The sequence below is a fragment of the Bradyrhizobium sp. USDA 4502 genome (assembly GCF_054063355.1).
Genome location: NZ_JBSSGF010000001.1, coordinates 7,385,058 through 7,400,873 on the forward strand (window position 1 = coordinate 7,385,058; position 15,816 = coordinate 7,400,873).

General features: G+C 66.0%; 16 protein-coding genes and 1 pseudogene. 15 read left to right on the forward strand and 2 right to left on the reverse strand.

What is annotated here, in order from left to right:
* Window positions 1–56: 56 nt before the first annotated feature.
* The 14 genes and pseudogenes from ACVW1B_RS34370 (at window position 57) to trmB (ending at window position 12,457) form a co-directional block, all read left to right on the forward strand.
* Window positions 57–551, forward strand: a complete 495-nt coding sequence (locus tag ACVW1B_RS34370) for a universal stress protein (RefSeq protein WP_028335525.1) — start codon at window positions 57–59, stop codon at window positions 549–551.
* Between the two features lie 201 nt (window positions 552–752).
* The gene (locus ACVW1B_RS34375; protein ID WP_253605865.1) at window positions 753–1,322 is read left to right on the forward strand and encodes a NifU family protein; all 570 of its coding nucleotides are present in this window, start codon (window positions 753–755) and stop codon (window positions 1,320–1,322) included.
* An 88-nt stretch (window positions 1,323–1,410) separates the two neighbouring features.
* A complete protein-coding gene (gene tsaB, locus ACVW1B_RS34380) occupies window positions 1,411–2,106 on the forward strand; it encodes a tRNA (adenosine(37)-N6)-threonylcarbamoyltransferase complex dimerization subunit type 1 TsaB (protein WP_253605863.1) in 696 nt (231 codons plus the stop codon).
* A complete protein-coding gene (rimI, locus tag ACVW1B_RS34385; protein WP_057015309.1) occupies window positions 2,103–2,588 on the forward strand; it encodes a ribosomal protein S18-alanine N-acetyltransferase in 486 nt (161 codons plus the stop codon). Before tsaB ends, rimI begins: the two co-directional genes overlap by 4 nt.
* 77 nt (window positions 2,589–2,665) lie before the next feature.
* Window positions 2,666–3,118 carry a Fur family transcriptional regulator gene (locus tag ACVW1B_RS34390; RefSeq protein ID WP_016840396.1) on the forward strand — a complete coding sequence of 151 codons (453 nt, stop codon included), beginning with the start codon at window positions 2,666–2,668 and terminating at the stop codon, window positions 3,116–3,118.
* Between the two features lie 5 nt (window positions 3,119–3,123).
* On the forward strand, window positions 3,124–3,804 hold the full coding sequence (locus ACVW1B_RS34395; protein ID WP_253605861.1) for an HAD family hydrolase: 681 nt from the start codon (window positions 3,124–3,126) through the stop codon (window positions 3,802–3,804).
* A gap of 178 nt (window positions 3,805–3,982) precedes the next feature.
* Window positions 3,983–5,371 (forward strand): tRNA (N6-isopentenyl adenosine(37)-C2)-methylthiotransferase MiaB, encoded by a 1,389-nt coding sequence (gene miaB, locus ACVW1B_RS34400; RefSeq protein WP_253605860.1) that lies wholly within the window; start codon window positions 3,983–3,985, stop codon window positions 5,369–5,371.
* A 5-nt stretch (window positions 5,372–5,376) separates the two neighbouring features.
* Entirely contained in the window at window positions 5,377–6,447 is a 1,071-nt protein-coding gene (locus tag ACVW1B_RS34405) for a PhoH family protein (protein ID WP_375166712.1), read from the forward strand.
* Window positions 6,448–6,515: 68 nt separating this feature from the next.
* Window positions 6,516–7,013: an rRNA maturation RNase YbeY gene (gene ybeY, locus ACVW1B_RS34410; protein WP_212057937.1), complete on the forward strand. Its 498-nt coding sequence runs from the start codon at window positions 6,516–6,518 to the stop codon at window positions 7,011–7,013.
* A gap of 1 nt (window position 7,014) precedes the next feature.
* Entirely contained in the window at window positions 7,015–8,127 is a 1,113-nt protein-coding gene (locus ACVW1B_RS34415; protein ID WP_253605854.1) for a hemolysin family protein, read from the forward strand.
* A complete protein-coding gene (lnt, locus tag ACVW1B_RS34420; RefSeq protein WP_253605852.1) occupies window positions 8,124–9,737 on the forward strand; it encodes an apolipoprotein N-acyltransferase in 1,614 nt (537 codons plus the stop codon). Before ACVW1B_RS34415 ends, lnt begins: the two co-directional genes overlap by 4 nt.
* Window positions 9,738–9,998: 261 nt before the next feature.
* Window positions 9,999–10,415, forward strand: a complete 417-nt coding sequence (locus ACVW1B_RS34425) for a helix-turn-helix domain-containing protein (protein WP_028335515.1) — start codon at window positions 9,999–10,001, stop codon at window positions 10,413–10,415.
* A 179-nt stretch (window positions 10,416–10,594) separates the two neighbouring features.
* Window positions 10,595–11,719: a M20 family metallopeptidase gene (locus tag ACVW1B_RS34430; protein ID WP_253605850.1), complete on the forward strand. Its 1,125-nt coding sequence runs from the start codon at window positions 10,595–10,597 to the stop codon at window positions 11,717–11,719.
* A pseudogene (trmB, locus tag ACVW1B_RS34435) lies at window positions 11,716–12,457 on the forward strand (tRNA (guanosine(46)-N7)-methyltransferase TrmB). The gene ACVW1B_RS34430 and the pseudogene trmB overlap by 4 nt, the downstream one beginning before the upstream one ends.
* A 92-nt stretch (window positions 12,458–12,549) precedes the next feature.
* Here trmB and ACVW1B_RS34440 read toward each other — a convergent pair.
* Window positions 12,550–13,392, reverse strand: a complete 843-nt coding sequence (locus ACVW1B_RS34440; RefSeq protein WP_253605846.1) for a phytanoyl-CoA dioxygenase family protein — start codon at window positions 13,390–13,392, stop codon at window positions 12,550–12,552.
* A gap of 217 nt (window positions 13,393–13,609) precedes the next feature.
* Window positions 13,610–14,680: a DUF2336 domain-containing protein gene (locus ACVW1B_RS34445; protein WP_076824503.1), complete on the reverse strand. Its 1,071-nt coding sequence runs from the start codon at window positions 14,678–14,680 to the stop codon at window positions 13,610–13,612.
* Window positions 14,681–15,027: 347 nt separating this feature from the next.
* Between ACVW1B_RS34445 and rimP the strand changes: the two genes are divergently transcribed.
* Window positions 15,028–15,816, forward strand: a complete 789-nt coding sequence (gene rimP / locus ACVW1B_RS34450; protein ID WP_253605842.1) for a ribosome maturation factor RimP — start codon at window positions 15,028–15,030, stop codon at window positions 15,814–15,816.

A 15,816-nucleotide genomic window follows, 5' to 3' on the forward strand; every position in this document is an offset into this window, starting at 1 on the left:
CAAACGGCGAGGGAGTATGGCACCATGGGTTGGTTTGGTTCAGCACCGGGACATGCATGACCACCCAGCGACGCAGCTACGAGTCAGGTCACAAGCCGAAATGCCTCGTCATCGTTGACGACACTGCGGAATGGGACCGCGCGGTCTATTACGCCAGCCGGTGGGCGATCCGGGTCGGCGGCGGCGTCGTGATGCTGCGGGTGATCGAGACCGAGGACCAGAACCAGCAATGGCTCGGGGTCGCCGACATCATGCGCGCGGAGGCCGAGGAGGCCGCCAATGAGGCACTCGACCGCGCCGCCGGCCGCGCCAACGGCATCGCCGCGATCACCCCGGAGCGGGTGATTCGCGAGGGCGACCCGATCGAACAGATCCTCGACGTGATCGACAAGGACGTCGATATCGCAGCGCTGGTGCTGGCCGCCAACCCGGGTGCCGAGGGGCCCGGGCCGATCATTACCACCATGGCCAAGACCATGGGGGCATTCCCGATCCCGGTGACCATCGTACCCGGCGGCCTGACCGACGCCGAGATCGACGCCCTGTCCTAGCGCGTTACCGGCGCCGGACCCGCTTCCGGGCATGGGTATGCGCCTGGAACCGCGGTTTTGCGGCTTGATCGCGGGCTTTTTAGTTGCCATCTGACTCCTTGATTTGACGCGTTTTCTTCGCGAACCGGTGTCACTTCGCTCGAAAACGCTATAATGGAACCCAACGCGCCGGCCTTGAACCGGCGACGCCGGAGACAGCAGATGTTCATTCAGACCGAAGCCACGCCCAATCCCGCCACGCTGAAATTCATCCCGGGCCGCATGGTGCTCGACGGCGGGACGATGGAATTCCCCTCGCCCGAGTCCGCCGCGCGCTCGCCGCTCGCCGAACGGCTGTTCGCCGTATCCGGCGTCACCGGTGTGTTCTACGGCGGCGACTTCATCACCGTGACCAAGGCGGACGGCGACTGGCAGCACCTCAAGCCCGCGATCCTCGGCGCCATCATGGAGCACTACATGTCCGGCGCGCCGCTGCTCGCCGACGGCACCGCGGCCAGCGACGACGCCCGCGATGAGGAAGACGAGTTCTTCGACGAGGCCGACGCCGAGACGGTCGAGCAGATCAAGGACCTGATCGAGACCCGCGTGCGTCCCGCGGTTGCCAATGACGGCGGCGACATCACCTTCCGCGGCTTCAAGGACGGCATCGTCTACCTCAACATGAAGGGCTCCTGCGCCGGCTGCCCGTCATCGACCGCAACCCTGCAACACGGCATCCAGAACCTGCTCCGGCACTTCGTGCCCGACGTGCAGGAAGTCCGGCCGATGTGATGGAGCGGCGAATGGCGAGTGGCGAATCGCGAATAGCATTCTCCGCAAGACCCCTGTTCGCCATTCCCTATTCGCTATTCGCCCTCCCATGATGATTCTCGCCATCGATACGGCGCTCGACGCCTGCTCCGCGGCGGTGCTCGACACCACCTCCGGCAATACAATCGCCATTGAATCGCAGGCGATGCAGCGCGGCCATGCCGAGGCGCTGATGCCGCTGATCGCTCGGGTGATGAAAGAGAGCGGCATCGGCTTCGCCGGGCTCGACCGCATCGCCGTCACCACCGGCCCCGGCAGTTTCACGGGCCTGCGCGTCGGCCTCTCGGCGGCGCGCGGCCTGGCGCTGGCCGCAGAAAAGCCGGTGGTCGGACTGTCGACGCTCGCCGCCTACGCTGCGCCTGTCGTCGCCGAGAATGGCGCGGCTGCGATCCTGTCGGCGATCGATGCGCGGCATGATCACGTCTATTTCCAGCTGGTCGGCGGCGACGGCAGTCCGATCATCAAGCCGAAGGTGGCGCCGATCGCGGAAGCGCTCGAGGCCTCCCAACACGGCGCGCTGCATCTGGTCGGCAACGCCGCCGATATCCTCGCCGAGCGCTGGCCCGCCGACGCCGCACCGCCGGTCAAGGTCGACCGGCAGCCCGCGCCCGATATTACCTGGGTCGCCTGGATCGGCGCGGCCGTGGATCCTGAAACCGCGCCGCCGCGGCCGTTCTATCTGCGCGCGCCCGACGCCAAGCCGCCGAAGGACCGGCTCGAAATCAGCACGCCGCGATCGACATGATCGGCTGGCTGTCACGATGGTGGGGCGGCGGTCCGCCCGCGGTCGAGCCTGCATCGCTGCGCGATGCGGCGCGGCTCGCGCAATTGCACGGCGCGTCGTTTCATCGCGGCTGGGGCGAGGGCGAATTCGAGGCGATGCTGACCGAGCGCAACACGCTGGTGCACCGGCTGCGGCAGGGACGCAAGGTGATCGGCTTTGCCGTCTCACGGATGGCAGCGGACGAAGCCGAAATTCTGTCGATTGCGATCGATTCCAATCAGCGCGGCCGCGGCCTGTCGCGCGACCTGCTGCTGACCCATCTCGGCCATCTTGCCGGCCGCGGCATCCGCACCATCTTCCTCGAGGTGGAAGAGAACAATCAGCCGGCGCGACGGCTCTACGAAAAGGCCGGATTCGGCGTGATCGGCCGCCGCGAACGCTACTACAAGCAGCCCGGCGGGGAACATTTGAACGCGCTTCTGATGCGCCGCGACTTGTCGTAACATCGGCGCGATGGCAGAACAGCCCCCTGCTCTGCCATCCAAGGCCCAAGGACTGGCCAAGGACCTGCCAAGGACCCATGACGACGGTGAAAATCACGCCTGCGCAGAAGAATACCGGCATCGAGGCGCGCTGCGCCGCGACCGGCATGCGCATGACCGAACAGCGCCGTGTGATCGCACGCGTGCTGGCGGAGGCCATGGATCACCCTGACGTCGAGGAGCTCTATCGCCGCTGCGTGGCGGTCGACGACAAGATCTCGATCTCGACCGTCTATCGCACCGTCAAGCTGTTCGAGGATGCCGGCATCATCGAGCGCCACGACTTCCGCGAGGGCCGCGCGCGCTACGAGCAGATGCCCGAGAGCCATCACGACCACCTGATCAATCTGCGCGACGGCAAGGTGATCGAGTTCACCTCCGAGGAAATCGAGAAGCTGCAGGCCGAGATCGCGCGCAAGCTCGGCTACAAGCTGGTCGATCACCGTCTCGAGCTGTATTGCGTCCCGCTCGACGAAGACAGCAAGTCGTAAGCCGGGTGAATTTCGACCTCGTCATCTTCGATTGCGACGGCGTGCTGGTCGACAGCGAGGTGATCTCCTGTCGCGCGCATGCGGAGACGCTGACGCGGCACGGCTTTCCGATTACACCCGACGGCGTGCTGAAGCGCTTCCTCGGCGTGTCCGACCGCGAGGCGCGGCGGATCGTCGAGAGCGAGATCGGCCGCGCGCTGCCCGAGACCTTCGAGGCCGAGGTCAAGCACGCGACGCTGAGCTTCTATGCCGACGATCTCATCGCGATCGCGCATGTCGGCGAGGCGATCGCCGCGCTCGGCTTACCGAAATGCGTGGCGTCGAGCGGCACGCCGGAAAAGATCCATCACGGCTTGACCTGCGCCGGGCTCTACGACCAGCTCGCGCCGCATATTTTCTCCGCCACCCAGGTCAAGCGCGGCAAGCCGGCGCCCGATCTCTTCCTGTTCGCGGCGGCGCAGATGGGCGCCACCCCCGCGCGTTGCGTCGTGATCGAGGACAGCGTGGCCGGCGTCACCGGCGCCCGCGCCGCCGGGATGACCGTGCTCGGTTTTTACGGCGGCAGCCATTGCACGGCGGAACACGAGGGGATGCTCCGCCAGGCCGGCGCGGCCGTCACCTTCGCCGATATGCGGAAATTGCCCGATTTGATCGCCCGGGTGGGGGCCACGGCGAGCGCTGACTGACCCTGCGAGGTCATTCCGGGGCGCGACCGAAGGGAGCGAACCCGGAATCTCGAGATTCCGGGTCTGGTCCTTCGGACCATCCCGGAATGACCGGGTGAAGAGCTGGATTTTCGCCGGTTTAGGCTATATTTCAGCTCCGGCGCCCGGATGGCGCCGTTTCCATTCCACTCAGGGTTCCATGACGACGCCGCGCAAGCTGCACATCAAGTCCTATGGCTGCCAGATGAATGTCTACGATGCGCAACGCATGGCGGACACGCTGGCCGGCGAGGGCTTTGTCGAGACCGCGAGCGCCGAAGACGCCGACCTCGTCATCCTCAACACTTGCCACATCCGCGAGAAGGCGTCGGAGAAGGTCTATTCCGAGCTCGGCCGGCTGCGCGTCGCCAAGGACGAGGCTGCGCGGGCGGGCCGCGAAATGAAGATCGCGGTCGCCGGCTGCGTCGCGCAGGCCGAAGGCGCCGAGATCATCCATCGCGCGCCGACCGTCGACATCGTGGTCGGGCCGCAGAGCTATCATCATCTGCCGGAGCTCTTGAAGCGCGCCAAGGCAAACGGCCGCGCGCTGGAAACGGAATTCCCGGTCGAGAACAAGTTCGGCTTCCTGCCGCAGCCGAAGCCGGATGCGATCCGCGCCCGCGGCATTTCCGCCTTCGTCACGGTGCAGGAAGGTTGCGACAAGTTCTGCACCTTCTGCGTGGTGCCCTACACGCGCGGCGCGGAAGTCTCGCGTCCGGTCGCCAGGATCATCGACGATGTGAAGCAGCTCGCTGACAATGGCGTGCGCGAATTCACGCTGATCGGACAGAACGTCAACGCCTATCATGGCGAAGGCGCCGACGGCCGCGTCTGGCCGCTCGGCAAATTGTTGCAGCGCCTCGCCGAGATCCCCGGCGTCGCGCGGCTGCGCTATTCGACCAGCCATCCGCGCGACGTCGACGACGCCCTGATCGCGGCACATCGCGATTTGCCCGAACTGATGCCGTTCGTGCACCTGCCGGTGCAATCGGGGTCGGACCGGATCCTTGCCGCCATGAACCGCAAACATACCGCCGATGACTACCGGCGCGTCATCGACCGGTTCCGCGCCGCGCGGCAAGACATTGCTTTTTCATCAGATTTTATCGTGGGCTTCCCCGGAGAGACCGCGGAAGAATTTTCCGCCACCCTCGCGCTTGTCACGCAAATCGGATACGCTGCGGCGTATTCATTCAAATATTCGCCACGGCCGGGCACGCCGGCGGCGGAGATGCGGGAGACAGTGTCAGCAGCCGAGATGGACGAGCGCTTGGGGCGGCTTCAGGAATTGATCGACAGCCAGCAATCGGCCTTCAACCGGGCTGCGATTGGCACAACGGTCGATGTGCTGTTCGAGCGCGCCGCGCGCAATCCGGGCCAGATCGTCGGCCGCACCGCCTATCTGCAGCCCGCCCATGTGATGGCATCGCCCGACATCATCGGCCAGGTCCTCCCGGTGAGGATCGACAGCCTCGAGCGCTACAGCATGATCGGCGAGCTCGCGACGCGACCCGCGCCCGGCCTCATTTCGCAGACCATTGGAGCCTGAAATCCTTGCCCAAAAGCGCATCGGATTCGTCTTCGCTCGCTCCCAGCCGCAAACCTGACCGCGACATGCAAATGCCACCTGAGACCCGGCCCCCTGAAACTCAGGTCGTCATCGATTTCGACGACAACCGCGCGGCATCCGCGCTGGTCGGCCCCTACGGACAAAATCTGGCGCTGATCGAGCGGCGGCTCGGCATCGTGGTCGATTCCCGCGGCAATCATCTGACCATCGCAGGCTCCCGCGACGGCTGCGACGCGGCGCGTCGCGTGCTGGAGACGCTCTACGCGCAGGCCGTCGAAGGACACGACCTCGATCAGGGCGAGGTCGAAGGCGCGATCCGCGCCGTGATCGCACAGGGCTCGCTGTTCGAATTCGACAACAAGACCGCCAAGCCGACCTTCGAGACCATCAATCTGCGCAAGCGTCCGGTGCGCGCCCGCACCGCGGCGCAGGATTCCTACATCCGCGCCCTGAAGCGGCATGAGCTGGTGTTCGGCATCGGCCCGGCCGGCACCGGCAAGACCTGGCTCGCAGTCGCCCATGCCGCGCAGCTGTTCGAGCGCAAGGAGGTCGATCGCATCATCCTGACGCGGCCCGCGGTCGAGGCCGGCGAGCGGCTCGGCTTCCTGCCCGGCGACCTCAAGGAGAAGGTCGATCCGTATCTGCGCCCGATCTATGACGCGCTGTACGATCTGATGGACGCCCGCGTCGTCGAGCGCGCGCTGCAGGGCAACGAGATCGAGATCGCCCCGCTCGCCTTCATGCGCGGCCGCACCCTGACCAATGCCGCCATCATCCTCGACGAGGCGCAGAACACCACGACGATGCAGATGAAGATGTTCCTGACGCGTCTCGGCGAGAACAGCCGGATGATCGTCACCGGCGACCCGTCGCAGGTCGACCTGCCGCATGGCCAGGCCTCGGGGCTCACGGAAGCCGTGAAGCTGCTCGACGGCGTCGAGGGCATCGCCCAGGTGCATTTCAAGGCCGAAGACGTCATCCGCCATGAATTGGTGGCGCGCATCGTGGCCGCCTATGAGGGATTGCCGCAAAAGCCGGCAAACGCCAGATCTTGAGACCAATAGCTTCGGCCGCGAGCCCGCACGATGCGGGATCCGGCCATAACGCAGATTTTGAAACCAACGTGTCCGCTTTTCCTGCCACCGAGGTTCTCGTCACCGCCGAATGCTGGCAGGCCGAGCCCAATGCCGACGCGGTGATCCACCGCGCCATCGAGGCTGCCGCTGAAATCGCCGATGCCGATGTCGCCGACGCCGAGCTTGCGGTGATGCTGACCGACGATGCCGGTATCCGCACCCTCAACGCCAACTGGCGCAGCATCGACAAGCCGACCAATGTGCTGTCGTTTCCGGCGCTGCAGCCCGAAGGCGCCGGCGGACCTGACGACGCCCCGCGCATGCTCGGCGACATCGCGATCGCCTATGAGACGACGCGGCGGGAAGCCGATGAAGAGCAGAAACCGTTCGACCACCATTTGAGCCATCTCGCGGTGCATGGCTTCCTGCACCTGATCGGTTACGACCACGAGAACGACGACGATGCCGAGGACATGGAGGCGCTCGAGCGCGAGATCCTCTCTTCTCTCGGCATTCCCGACCCCTATGCGGATCGGATCGCCTGACATGCCGGATTCCGAACCGACCCACGACAACCCGCGCAACGTGAGCAACCTGCCCGCCGTGGTGCACGAGGGCGAGGTGCAGCGCCCGGCGGCCGAGGGCTGGCTGGTGCGCGCGATCCGCACGCTGTTCGGCTGGAAGGCCGGCTCGGTGCGCGACGATTTGCAGGTGGTGCTCGACGCCTCGACGCCCGACGATGTCGGCTTCTCGGCGATCGAGCGCACCATGCTGCGCAACATCCTGTCGCTGAACGAGCGGCGGATCGCCGACGTCATGGTGCACCGCGCCGACATCGTCGCGGTCAAGCGCGACATCCCGCTCGGCGAATTGATGAGCCTGTTCGAGAGCGCGGCGCATTCGCGGCTCGTCGTCTACAACGAGACCCTCGACGACCCCGAGGGCATGGTGCACATCCGCGACCTGCTCGCCTTCATGACTGTGAAGGCCCGCGTCACCGACGCGACCAAGACGAAGCGCAAGAAGCCGTTCCCGGCCGGGCTCGATCTGCGCAGCGTCGACCTCGCGCTGCCGCTGTCGGAAGCCAATATCATCCGCAAGCTGCTCTATATCCCACCATCGATGCGCGCGATCGACCTGTTGGCGCAGATGCAGGCCTCGCGGATCCATCTCGCGCTGGTGGTCGACGAATATGGCGGCACCGACGGGCTGGTGTCGATCGAGGATATCGTCGAGCAGATCGTCGGCGAGATCGACGACGAGCACGATTCGGACGAGCCGCCGTCCATCGTGCGCCAGCCGGACAACTCCTTCATCGCCGATGCACGCGCCAGCCTCGACGATGTCCGCTCGGTGATCGGCGAGGATTTCGTGATCGGCGACGCCGGCGAGGAGGTCGAGACGCTCGGCGGCTATCTCGTATCGTTCGTCGGGCGCCTGCCGGTGCGCGGCGAGGTGATTTCGGGACCCGGCAATTACGAGGTCGAGGTGCTCGACGCCGATCCGCGGCGGGTCAAGCGCGTGCGCATCAGCGCGCGCAAGGAACGGCCGACGCCACGCAAGGAGCGCGAGCGGCGCCGCGAGCAGGCGCCGGACTCCGGAAACCCGCAGGCGAATGACAACCTGCCGCCGCCCGGCGAGGGAGCCGGTCCGCAGTGAGGCTGTCCGACAAGCTCCGATCGATCGGCCTTGCAATCATCCTGACCTGGGGATGGAAACGCGCCGTCCTCGCGCTCGCGGCCGGCGCGCTGTCTGCGCTGGCGATGGCGCCGTTCAACGCCTGGCCGGTTCTGTTTCTCACCTTTTCCATCGCGGTCTGGCTGATCGACGGCAGCGCGGCCGGCCGCTGGCGCGGCGTGCCCGCCGCGGCGCTGTCCGGCTTCTGGTTCGGCCTCGGCTATTTCGTGCCGGGGCTGTACTGGATCGGCTACGCCTTCTTCGTCGATGCGGACACCTTCGCCTGGCTGACGCCGTTCGCGGTGCTCGGCCTGCCTGCCTATCTCGCTTTGTTCACCGCGTTCGGCTTCGGGCTGGCGCGGCTGATCTGGCCGCGCGATGCCTCGCGCGTGCTGGCGCTCGCGGTCAGCCTGACGATTTCGGAATGGCTGCGCGGCCATCTCCTCAGCGGCTTTCCGTGGAATGCGTTCGGCTACGCACTGACCGAGCCGCTGGCGATGGCACAAACTGCGTCACTGATCGGGCTGTGGGGCATGACGTTCCTGGCCGTCGCGATCTTCGCAAGCCCGGCCGTGTTGATCGACGGCGGCTCGCGCGGCCGCAAGCCGTGGCGCGCGCCGGTGGCCGCGGTGCTGGTGCTGGTGGCGATGCTGGCGTTCGGCGTGATCCGCCTCGCGCAGCAGCCGACCAGGATGGTCGATGGCGTCAAGCTGCGCATCATGCAGCCCGATTTGCAGCAGGACGCCAAGTTCAACTACTCCGCCAGGGCGGCGGTGATGCAGAAATATCTCACTCTGTCGGATCGCGCCTCCGGGCCGCATGCCACCGGCGTGAAGGATGCCACCATCCTGATCTGGCCGGAATCCGCGTTTCCGTTCTTCCTGACCAAGGAAGCCGACGCGATGGCGCAGATCGCCGACCTGCTGCCGAAGGGAACCGTGCTGATCACCGGTTCGGTGCGCGCGCCCGATCTGCCGCCCGGCGTCCGCGTCACGCGCGCCTATAATTCCGTCTACGTCATCGACCACGACGGCAGCGTGCTCGCGGTCTACGACAAGCTGCATCTTGTCCCGTTCGGAGAATATCTGCCGTTCCAGGACTGGATGGAGAGGCTCGGCTTCGTGCAGCTCACCAAGGTGCAGGGCGGCTACATTCCCGGCACGATTCGCCGGACGCTCGATATTCCGAATGCACCACGCGCCCTGCCGCTGATCTGCTACGAGGCGATCTTTCCCGGCAACGTCGTGAGCCGCGACGACCGTCCCGGCTGGATCGTCAATGTCACCAATGACGGATGGTTCGGAATTTCGACGGGCCCTTACCAGCACCTGCAACAGGCCCGGCTGCGCACCATCGAGGAAGGCTTGCCGATGGTCCGCGCCGCGAATACGGGCGTCTCGGCCGTCATCGACCCGGTTGGCCGGATCGTCGCGCAACTCGGGCTCGGCATCGAAGGCGTGCTCGATGTCGGCCTGCCGGCGGCCATCGCGCCGACGATCTATGCGCGTGTCGGGAACGTCCCCGCCGCTGTGATTGTGATCACAGCCCTGGCGTTCGTGTTGCGGCGGCGGTTTGTGAGGCGAAAACCCTGACGACCGCATATCGCCGGTTGTCGCGAACCCGAAAAAACGTCGAAATTTACCTCAGTATGATTCCACCAGTTGACAGATCGACCGTGCACTTCGCATTGTACGGGTCCACGCGAAATCACAAGCCAAGTCAGCCCCTTTGCGCAAATTGTCCGCATTTCGTCCCGATCCTCCTTGCAGGATTTGACGGCACCGGCGCCTGAGGCATACTCCACTTCCAACTTGCCTCATCCACGGGCGCGCAATCCCTTAGGAGAGTTGGAGATGTCCACCAAAGCGCCCAATCCTGTTGACAAATATGTCGGCAGCCGCGTCCGTATGCGACGCATCATGCTCGGCATGAGCCAGGAGAAGCTGGGCGAGGCGCTAGGCCTGACGTTCCAGCAGGTGCAGAAATACGAGAAGGGCACCAACCGCGTCGGCGCCAGCCGGCTGCAGCAGATCTCCGAAATCCTGCAGGTGCCGGTCTCCTTCCTGTTCGACGGCGGCCCGAGCGGGGTCAAGACCGCCGACGGCTTCAGCGAGGGTGCCTCGCCGACCTACGTCTCCGATTTTCTGGCAACCGCCGAGGGCCTGGCCCTGACCCGCGCCTTCACGCGGATTGCGGACGCCAAGCTCCGCCGCAGCATCGTCGAACTTGTCGAGCAGATCGCGGCGCGCGAGGCGGCCGAGCAGGCCTGATTCAGCCATATCCGTTTGAGAGATCGTCAAATCTGGAATATGCCATTCCGGCGCGCGCCAACGCGATGAGCTCAGCTTGAGCATCATCGCGCTTGAGCGCCTCCTTTGAGCATGATTCCTGATCGTGCTTCGGCGCGTGCGCGCAATGACAAAGCGAATTCACAGGCGACGACAACAGCATGTCCAGCAATCCGTTCGAAACCGCCGTGATTCTCGACGGCATCCGCCGCTGGGTCGAGATCGAATCTCCGACCGAGCGGCCCGATCAGGTCAACAAGCTGGCTGATCTCGTCGCGTCGGGCTATCGCGACCTGCCGGCCACGGTGGAGCGCATTGCGGGACGCGACGGCTGCGGCGATCACCTGGTGACGCGCTCGTCCTGGGGCCAGGACGCGCCGGGCATCCTGGTGCTGAGCCATCTCGACACAGTTCATCCGATGGGATTCATCGAACGGTTACCATTCAAGGTCGACGGCGACAGCGCCTTCGGCCCCGGCATCTACGACATGAAGGGCGGAGCCTACCTCGCCCATCATGCGTTCAGGCAGATCTGCGCCGACGACGCGCGCCCGCCGCTCGGCATCACCCAGCTCTACGTATCGGACGAGGAGATCGGCAGCCCGACCTCGCGGGCGCTGATCGAGGCCGAGGGCCGCAAGGCCAAATACGTGCTGGTGACGGAGCCGGCGCGCGACGGCGGCAAGATCGTCACCGGACGCAAGGGCGTTGCGCGTTTCGACGTGTTCATCAAGGGCGCGCCGGCGCATGCCGGCACGCGCCCCGAGGACGGCCGCAGCGCGATCCGGGAGCTCGGCAATGTGATCCAGGCGCTGGAGGCGATGAACGATCTCAAGCGCGGCGTCACCGTCAATGTCGGTGTCGTCCGCGGCGGCACCAAGCCGAACGTGATCGCCGAAGAGGCCTATGCGGAAGTCGACATGCGCGTGCCGACCATGGCCGACGCCGACGAGCTGGTGCCGAAGATCCTCGGGATCACCTCGCGCACCGAGGGCGTCAGCGTGAAGATATCGGGCGAATTGAACCGTCCGCCCTATGAGAAAAGCAACGCCGGCGCCGCACTCTACGAGCACGCCAGGGGGCTGGCCGCCGAGCTCGGCTTCGAGCTGGCGGATGTGTTCACCGGCGGCGGCTCCGACGGCAATTTCACCGCGCCGCACACCGCGACCCTCGACGGCCTCGGCGTCGACGGCAAGGGCGCGCATACCCATTACGAGCAGCTCTACATCTCGTCGATCGAGCCGCGCGCGCGGCTGCTCCACCGTCTCTACCAAACGCTGCGATGACACCGGCTCCAGGCGACCGCGGCGATCGCGATTCCCCCGACGACGGCGCGATGACGCATGCGCGCGGCTCGTTCTTCGGACGGCGCAAGGGCCACAAGCTGCGCCCGCACCAGGCCGACCTGATCGACACTCTGCTGCCGCATCTGGCGGTCGACATCGCGGCGCCCGCGCCCGAGGCGCTGACCGAGTTGTTCGACGACGGCATCGAGAATGTCAGGCTCGAAATCGGCTTCGGCGGCGGCGAGCATCTGATCGCGGAGGCGCAGGCCTTTCCGACCACGGGCTTCATCGGCTGCGAGCCCTATGTCAACGGCATGGCGAAGATCCTGACCCAGATCGAGGCGCTGAATATCGGCAATATCCGCCTGTTCGCCGGCGACGCGGCCGAACTGCTGGCCTGGGCGCCGACGCGTTCGCTTGCGCGCATCGACCTGATCCATCCCGATCCCTGGCCGAAGCGGCGGCACTGGAAGCGGCGCTTCGTGCAGGATGCGACGGTCGCTGCGATGACACGATTGCTGCCGCCGGGCGGCGAATTCCGCTTCGTCAGCGACATCGACGACTATTGCGCCTGGACGCTGGCGCATCTGATGCGCTCGCCCGACTTCGCCTGGCTCGCCGAGCGCGCGATCGACTGGCAACAGCCATGGCTGAACTACACGATGACGCGCTACGGCGCCCAAAGCCGAGCGCGAGGGGCGCAAGGCGGCGTATTTGAGGTTCAAGCGCTTGCCTTGACGCCGTCATTCCGGGGCGATGCGCAGCATCGAACCCGGAACCTCGAGATTCCGGGTTCAATGCTTCGCATCGCCCCGGAACGACGGATATCTTCACGCCTGCCCCGCCAGCCGCGCCTTCCTGACGTCGGTCGCCTCCCACACCATCCGCTTGCCGCGCTCGCGGCCGAGCAGCTCGATCGGATCGTGATTGTCGATGTGGCCGAACTGGCCCTTGTAGACGCTGTAGCCGCACAATTCCTGCAGCCGGCGCGGAAAGCGGGCCGCGGTCTCGCGCGGAATGCCGAGCTGCAGGTTCTCCTGCTGCCGCATCCAGCCCCAGCAATAGGCGCAGGAGAAGGCAAAGCGCCTGGCGTCGCTGCTGTTGGCGCCGCCGCCATGCCACAGCGCGCTGTCGAACAGCATCACGCTGCCGGCCGGCATGGTCGCGGTGACCGCGTCGTACTCCTTGCCATATTCGGGCGACGAATCGAATTTGTGGCTGCGCGGGATGATCCGCGTCGCGCCGTTATCTTCGCGGAAATCGGACAGCGCCCAGATCGCATTGATCGTGATCGGGATGTGCGGCCGCGGCAACGGGATCAATTGGGTGTCTTCGTGAATCGGCTGCGCTTCCTGGCCGGGCCCGAGCACCAGCGAGCAGAACGACGACAGCAGGCATTCCCTGTCCAGCACGCGTTCGACCACCGGCAGCACGTTGTCATGCAGCGGCACCTCCCAGAACAGATCGTCATAGGTCAGGAGGTTGTTGATGCGCAGCGTCTTGAAGCCTTCGAACGACGTCCTGGCAGGTGCGAGATTGTGCTCGCTCTCGATTCTCAGCACCGCCGCCTTCAACCCCTCGACCAAATCGGGCGAGGCGGCGCGCTCGATCACGGTGTATCCGTCGTCGCGGATCCGCGCGGCTTGCGATTGGATGTCGGCGTCCGTCAGCATGGCAATCTCCCCGTTGGCGCTGTGTCGCGCCTTGCGGAAAGCATAGCGGAACGATTTTGGGTTTGAGAAGTGTGCACTATGATCCGTCATGCTGAGGAGGCCGCAAAGCGGCCGTCTCGAAGCACGACGGCCCGGCTGCAACAGCGTGGCCGTGCATCCTTCGAGACGCGCCTGCGGCGCTCCTCAGGATGACGGAGCCAAGAGCAGTTAGCGTGAACTAGCGCGACTTCCAGAACTCCACGACGCGCTGCGCCGTCGAGGGCATCAGGCGCACGAAATTCACCCGCGCACCTTCGATATCGGCAGGAGACGGCACGCGGTTCGGCCCGAGCCGCATCAGGATCAGGGCGCGCACGGTCGGCCATTCGAAGCCGATCGTCTTGCTGGCGATCAGGATCGGATCGTAACGGTCGCCGGAGATCAGGCGATCGAGCGTGACGATTTTCACGCCGGCCATCGCGGCGAGCGCCGCCACGCATTCCTCATATTTGAAGGCCTTTGCGAAGCCGGCCACCGCGGCCTCGTTCAATTCGCCGGCGCGATGCAGCGCCAGGATGGCGCGCTGCGCGGCCGTGAAATCGCGGCCCTCGACCTGAACGATCACGCCCTCGATCTCGGTCATCGCCAGCTTGATCTCGGCTTGGCGTTCCGGCTTGGCGACGGCATGCAGACGGCGGCGGATCACGTCGATCGAGCCGGCGAGCAGGCCCTTCAGATGCTCGGGCGGAAGATCATCGCGGCGGCCGATCCGCAGCGTCAGCACGCCGTCCTGGCTGGCGCGTTGCACGAGCGTCGTGAAGGAGGCGTCCGAGAACGCCGCGCCCGCATTGCCGGCCGCGCATCGGATGACGTCGCGATCGCCGCGTCGGACGAGGACGTCGGTCAGCGCAGTCGAGAGCTTCGATCGCTCGGCCATCGCGAGCAGATGGCCCTGGCCCTTGGCATTGGCGATCTCGACCAGCACCTTTTCGTCAATCACCGGCGATCGGCGCAGCAGCGGCCCCGCGATCGCGACCTCGTCGTCGCGGGCGAGCTGCCCGACCAGATGCCGCGGCGCATTGGCGAGCAGCGCGAGCCGTTCGGCGAGATCGACCCGCGCAGCAAGCTCGGCATGCGGGACCAGGCTGGTCAGCACCCCGTCGAACAGGTCGATATGGTCGGGACGGAAGCTCGCGGCGCCCTGCAGGAACAGCTCGCCGAGCCGCCGCGCGGCCTCGGCGCGGCGCTTGGGGTCGCCGCGGCGAACGATATCGTCGAGTTCCGGGATCAGCGCAGGGGCTGTCGTCATGGGCCTTGTCCAACCGGCGACTTCTGCCGATTTTCGGCAATCTATGGTCCCGTTCGTAAACGGAGGGTTAGATCAATCCGGCATCCGGAGAGCCGTAAAATCGCCTCCCGCCGGACCCGAGGGCCTTGCCGGACCCGGGCAAAAGAGCTATATCCGGCGCAACTTATGGTATCTCATACGATCGCGTAGGAGAGTGGGCCCCCCGGGACCCGCTCTTTTTTATTACCTGACGGGACCCAACGAGGCCGGGTCCGGTTTGGGTAGCGTTAGCGGCCCCTTAAGGCCACCTGAACAACACAACAGACCTCAGCAGCCTTTAAGACCCTAGACAGCCTTTGACACTGGATATGACCGAACCGACCGCCACGTCCGTGGACACCGAACTGCTCGCCGAGCCGCGTCTCGTCGTCGAGCCCGGGGTTGCGGCGCGCGTCGCCGCGGTCGCGGTCCCGGTGCTGCAGGGCATGGGCTATCGCCTGGTGCGCATCAAGGTCTCGGGCGATGCCGGCTGCACCGTGCAGGTCATGGCGGAGCGCCCCGACGGCTCGATGCAGCTCGAGGATTGCGAAGCGATCTCGCGCGCGCTGTCGCCGGTGCTCGATGTCGCCGACCCGATCGAGCGCGCCTACCGGCTGGAAATCTCTTCGCCCGGCATCGACCGCCCGCTGGTGCGCCGCTCCGACTTCGAGCGCTACACCGGGCATCTCGTGAAGATCGAGATGGCGGTGGCGCATCAGGGCCGCAAGCGGTTCCGCGGCCTGCTTGCCGGCGTCGAGGGCGATGCGGTGCGCATCAGGCGCGACGATCCGCGTCCCGACGAGGACGCCGAGGTTCTCCTGGTGATGGAGGACATCTCGGACGCGCGGCTGGTGCTGACCGACGAATTGATCGAGGAATCGATGCGCCGCGGCAAGGCCGCCGAGCGCGAGCTGCGCCGCGAGCTCGGCCTCGCGCCGCCGCAGCCGGCCCACGCCAAGAAGAGCGATCCGGCGAAGAGCCAGAAGCCGAAACCCAAGCCTGGTGATAAGCCTGCTCACAAGCCCGGCAAGAAGCCGGCCCCGACCAACACCAAAAAGCACCGCCTGGCGGCCGAGCGCGCGCGCCGTGGCGAGATCGATCCATCCGAAGGAGACTAA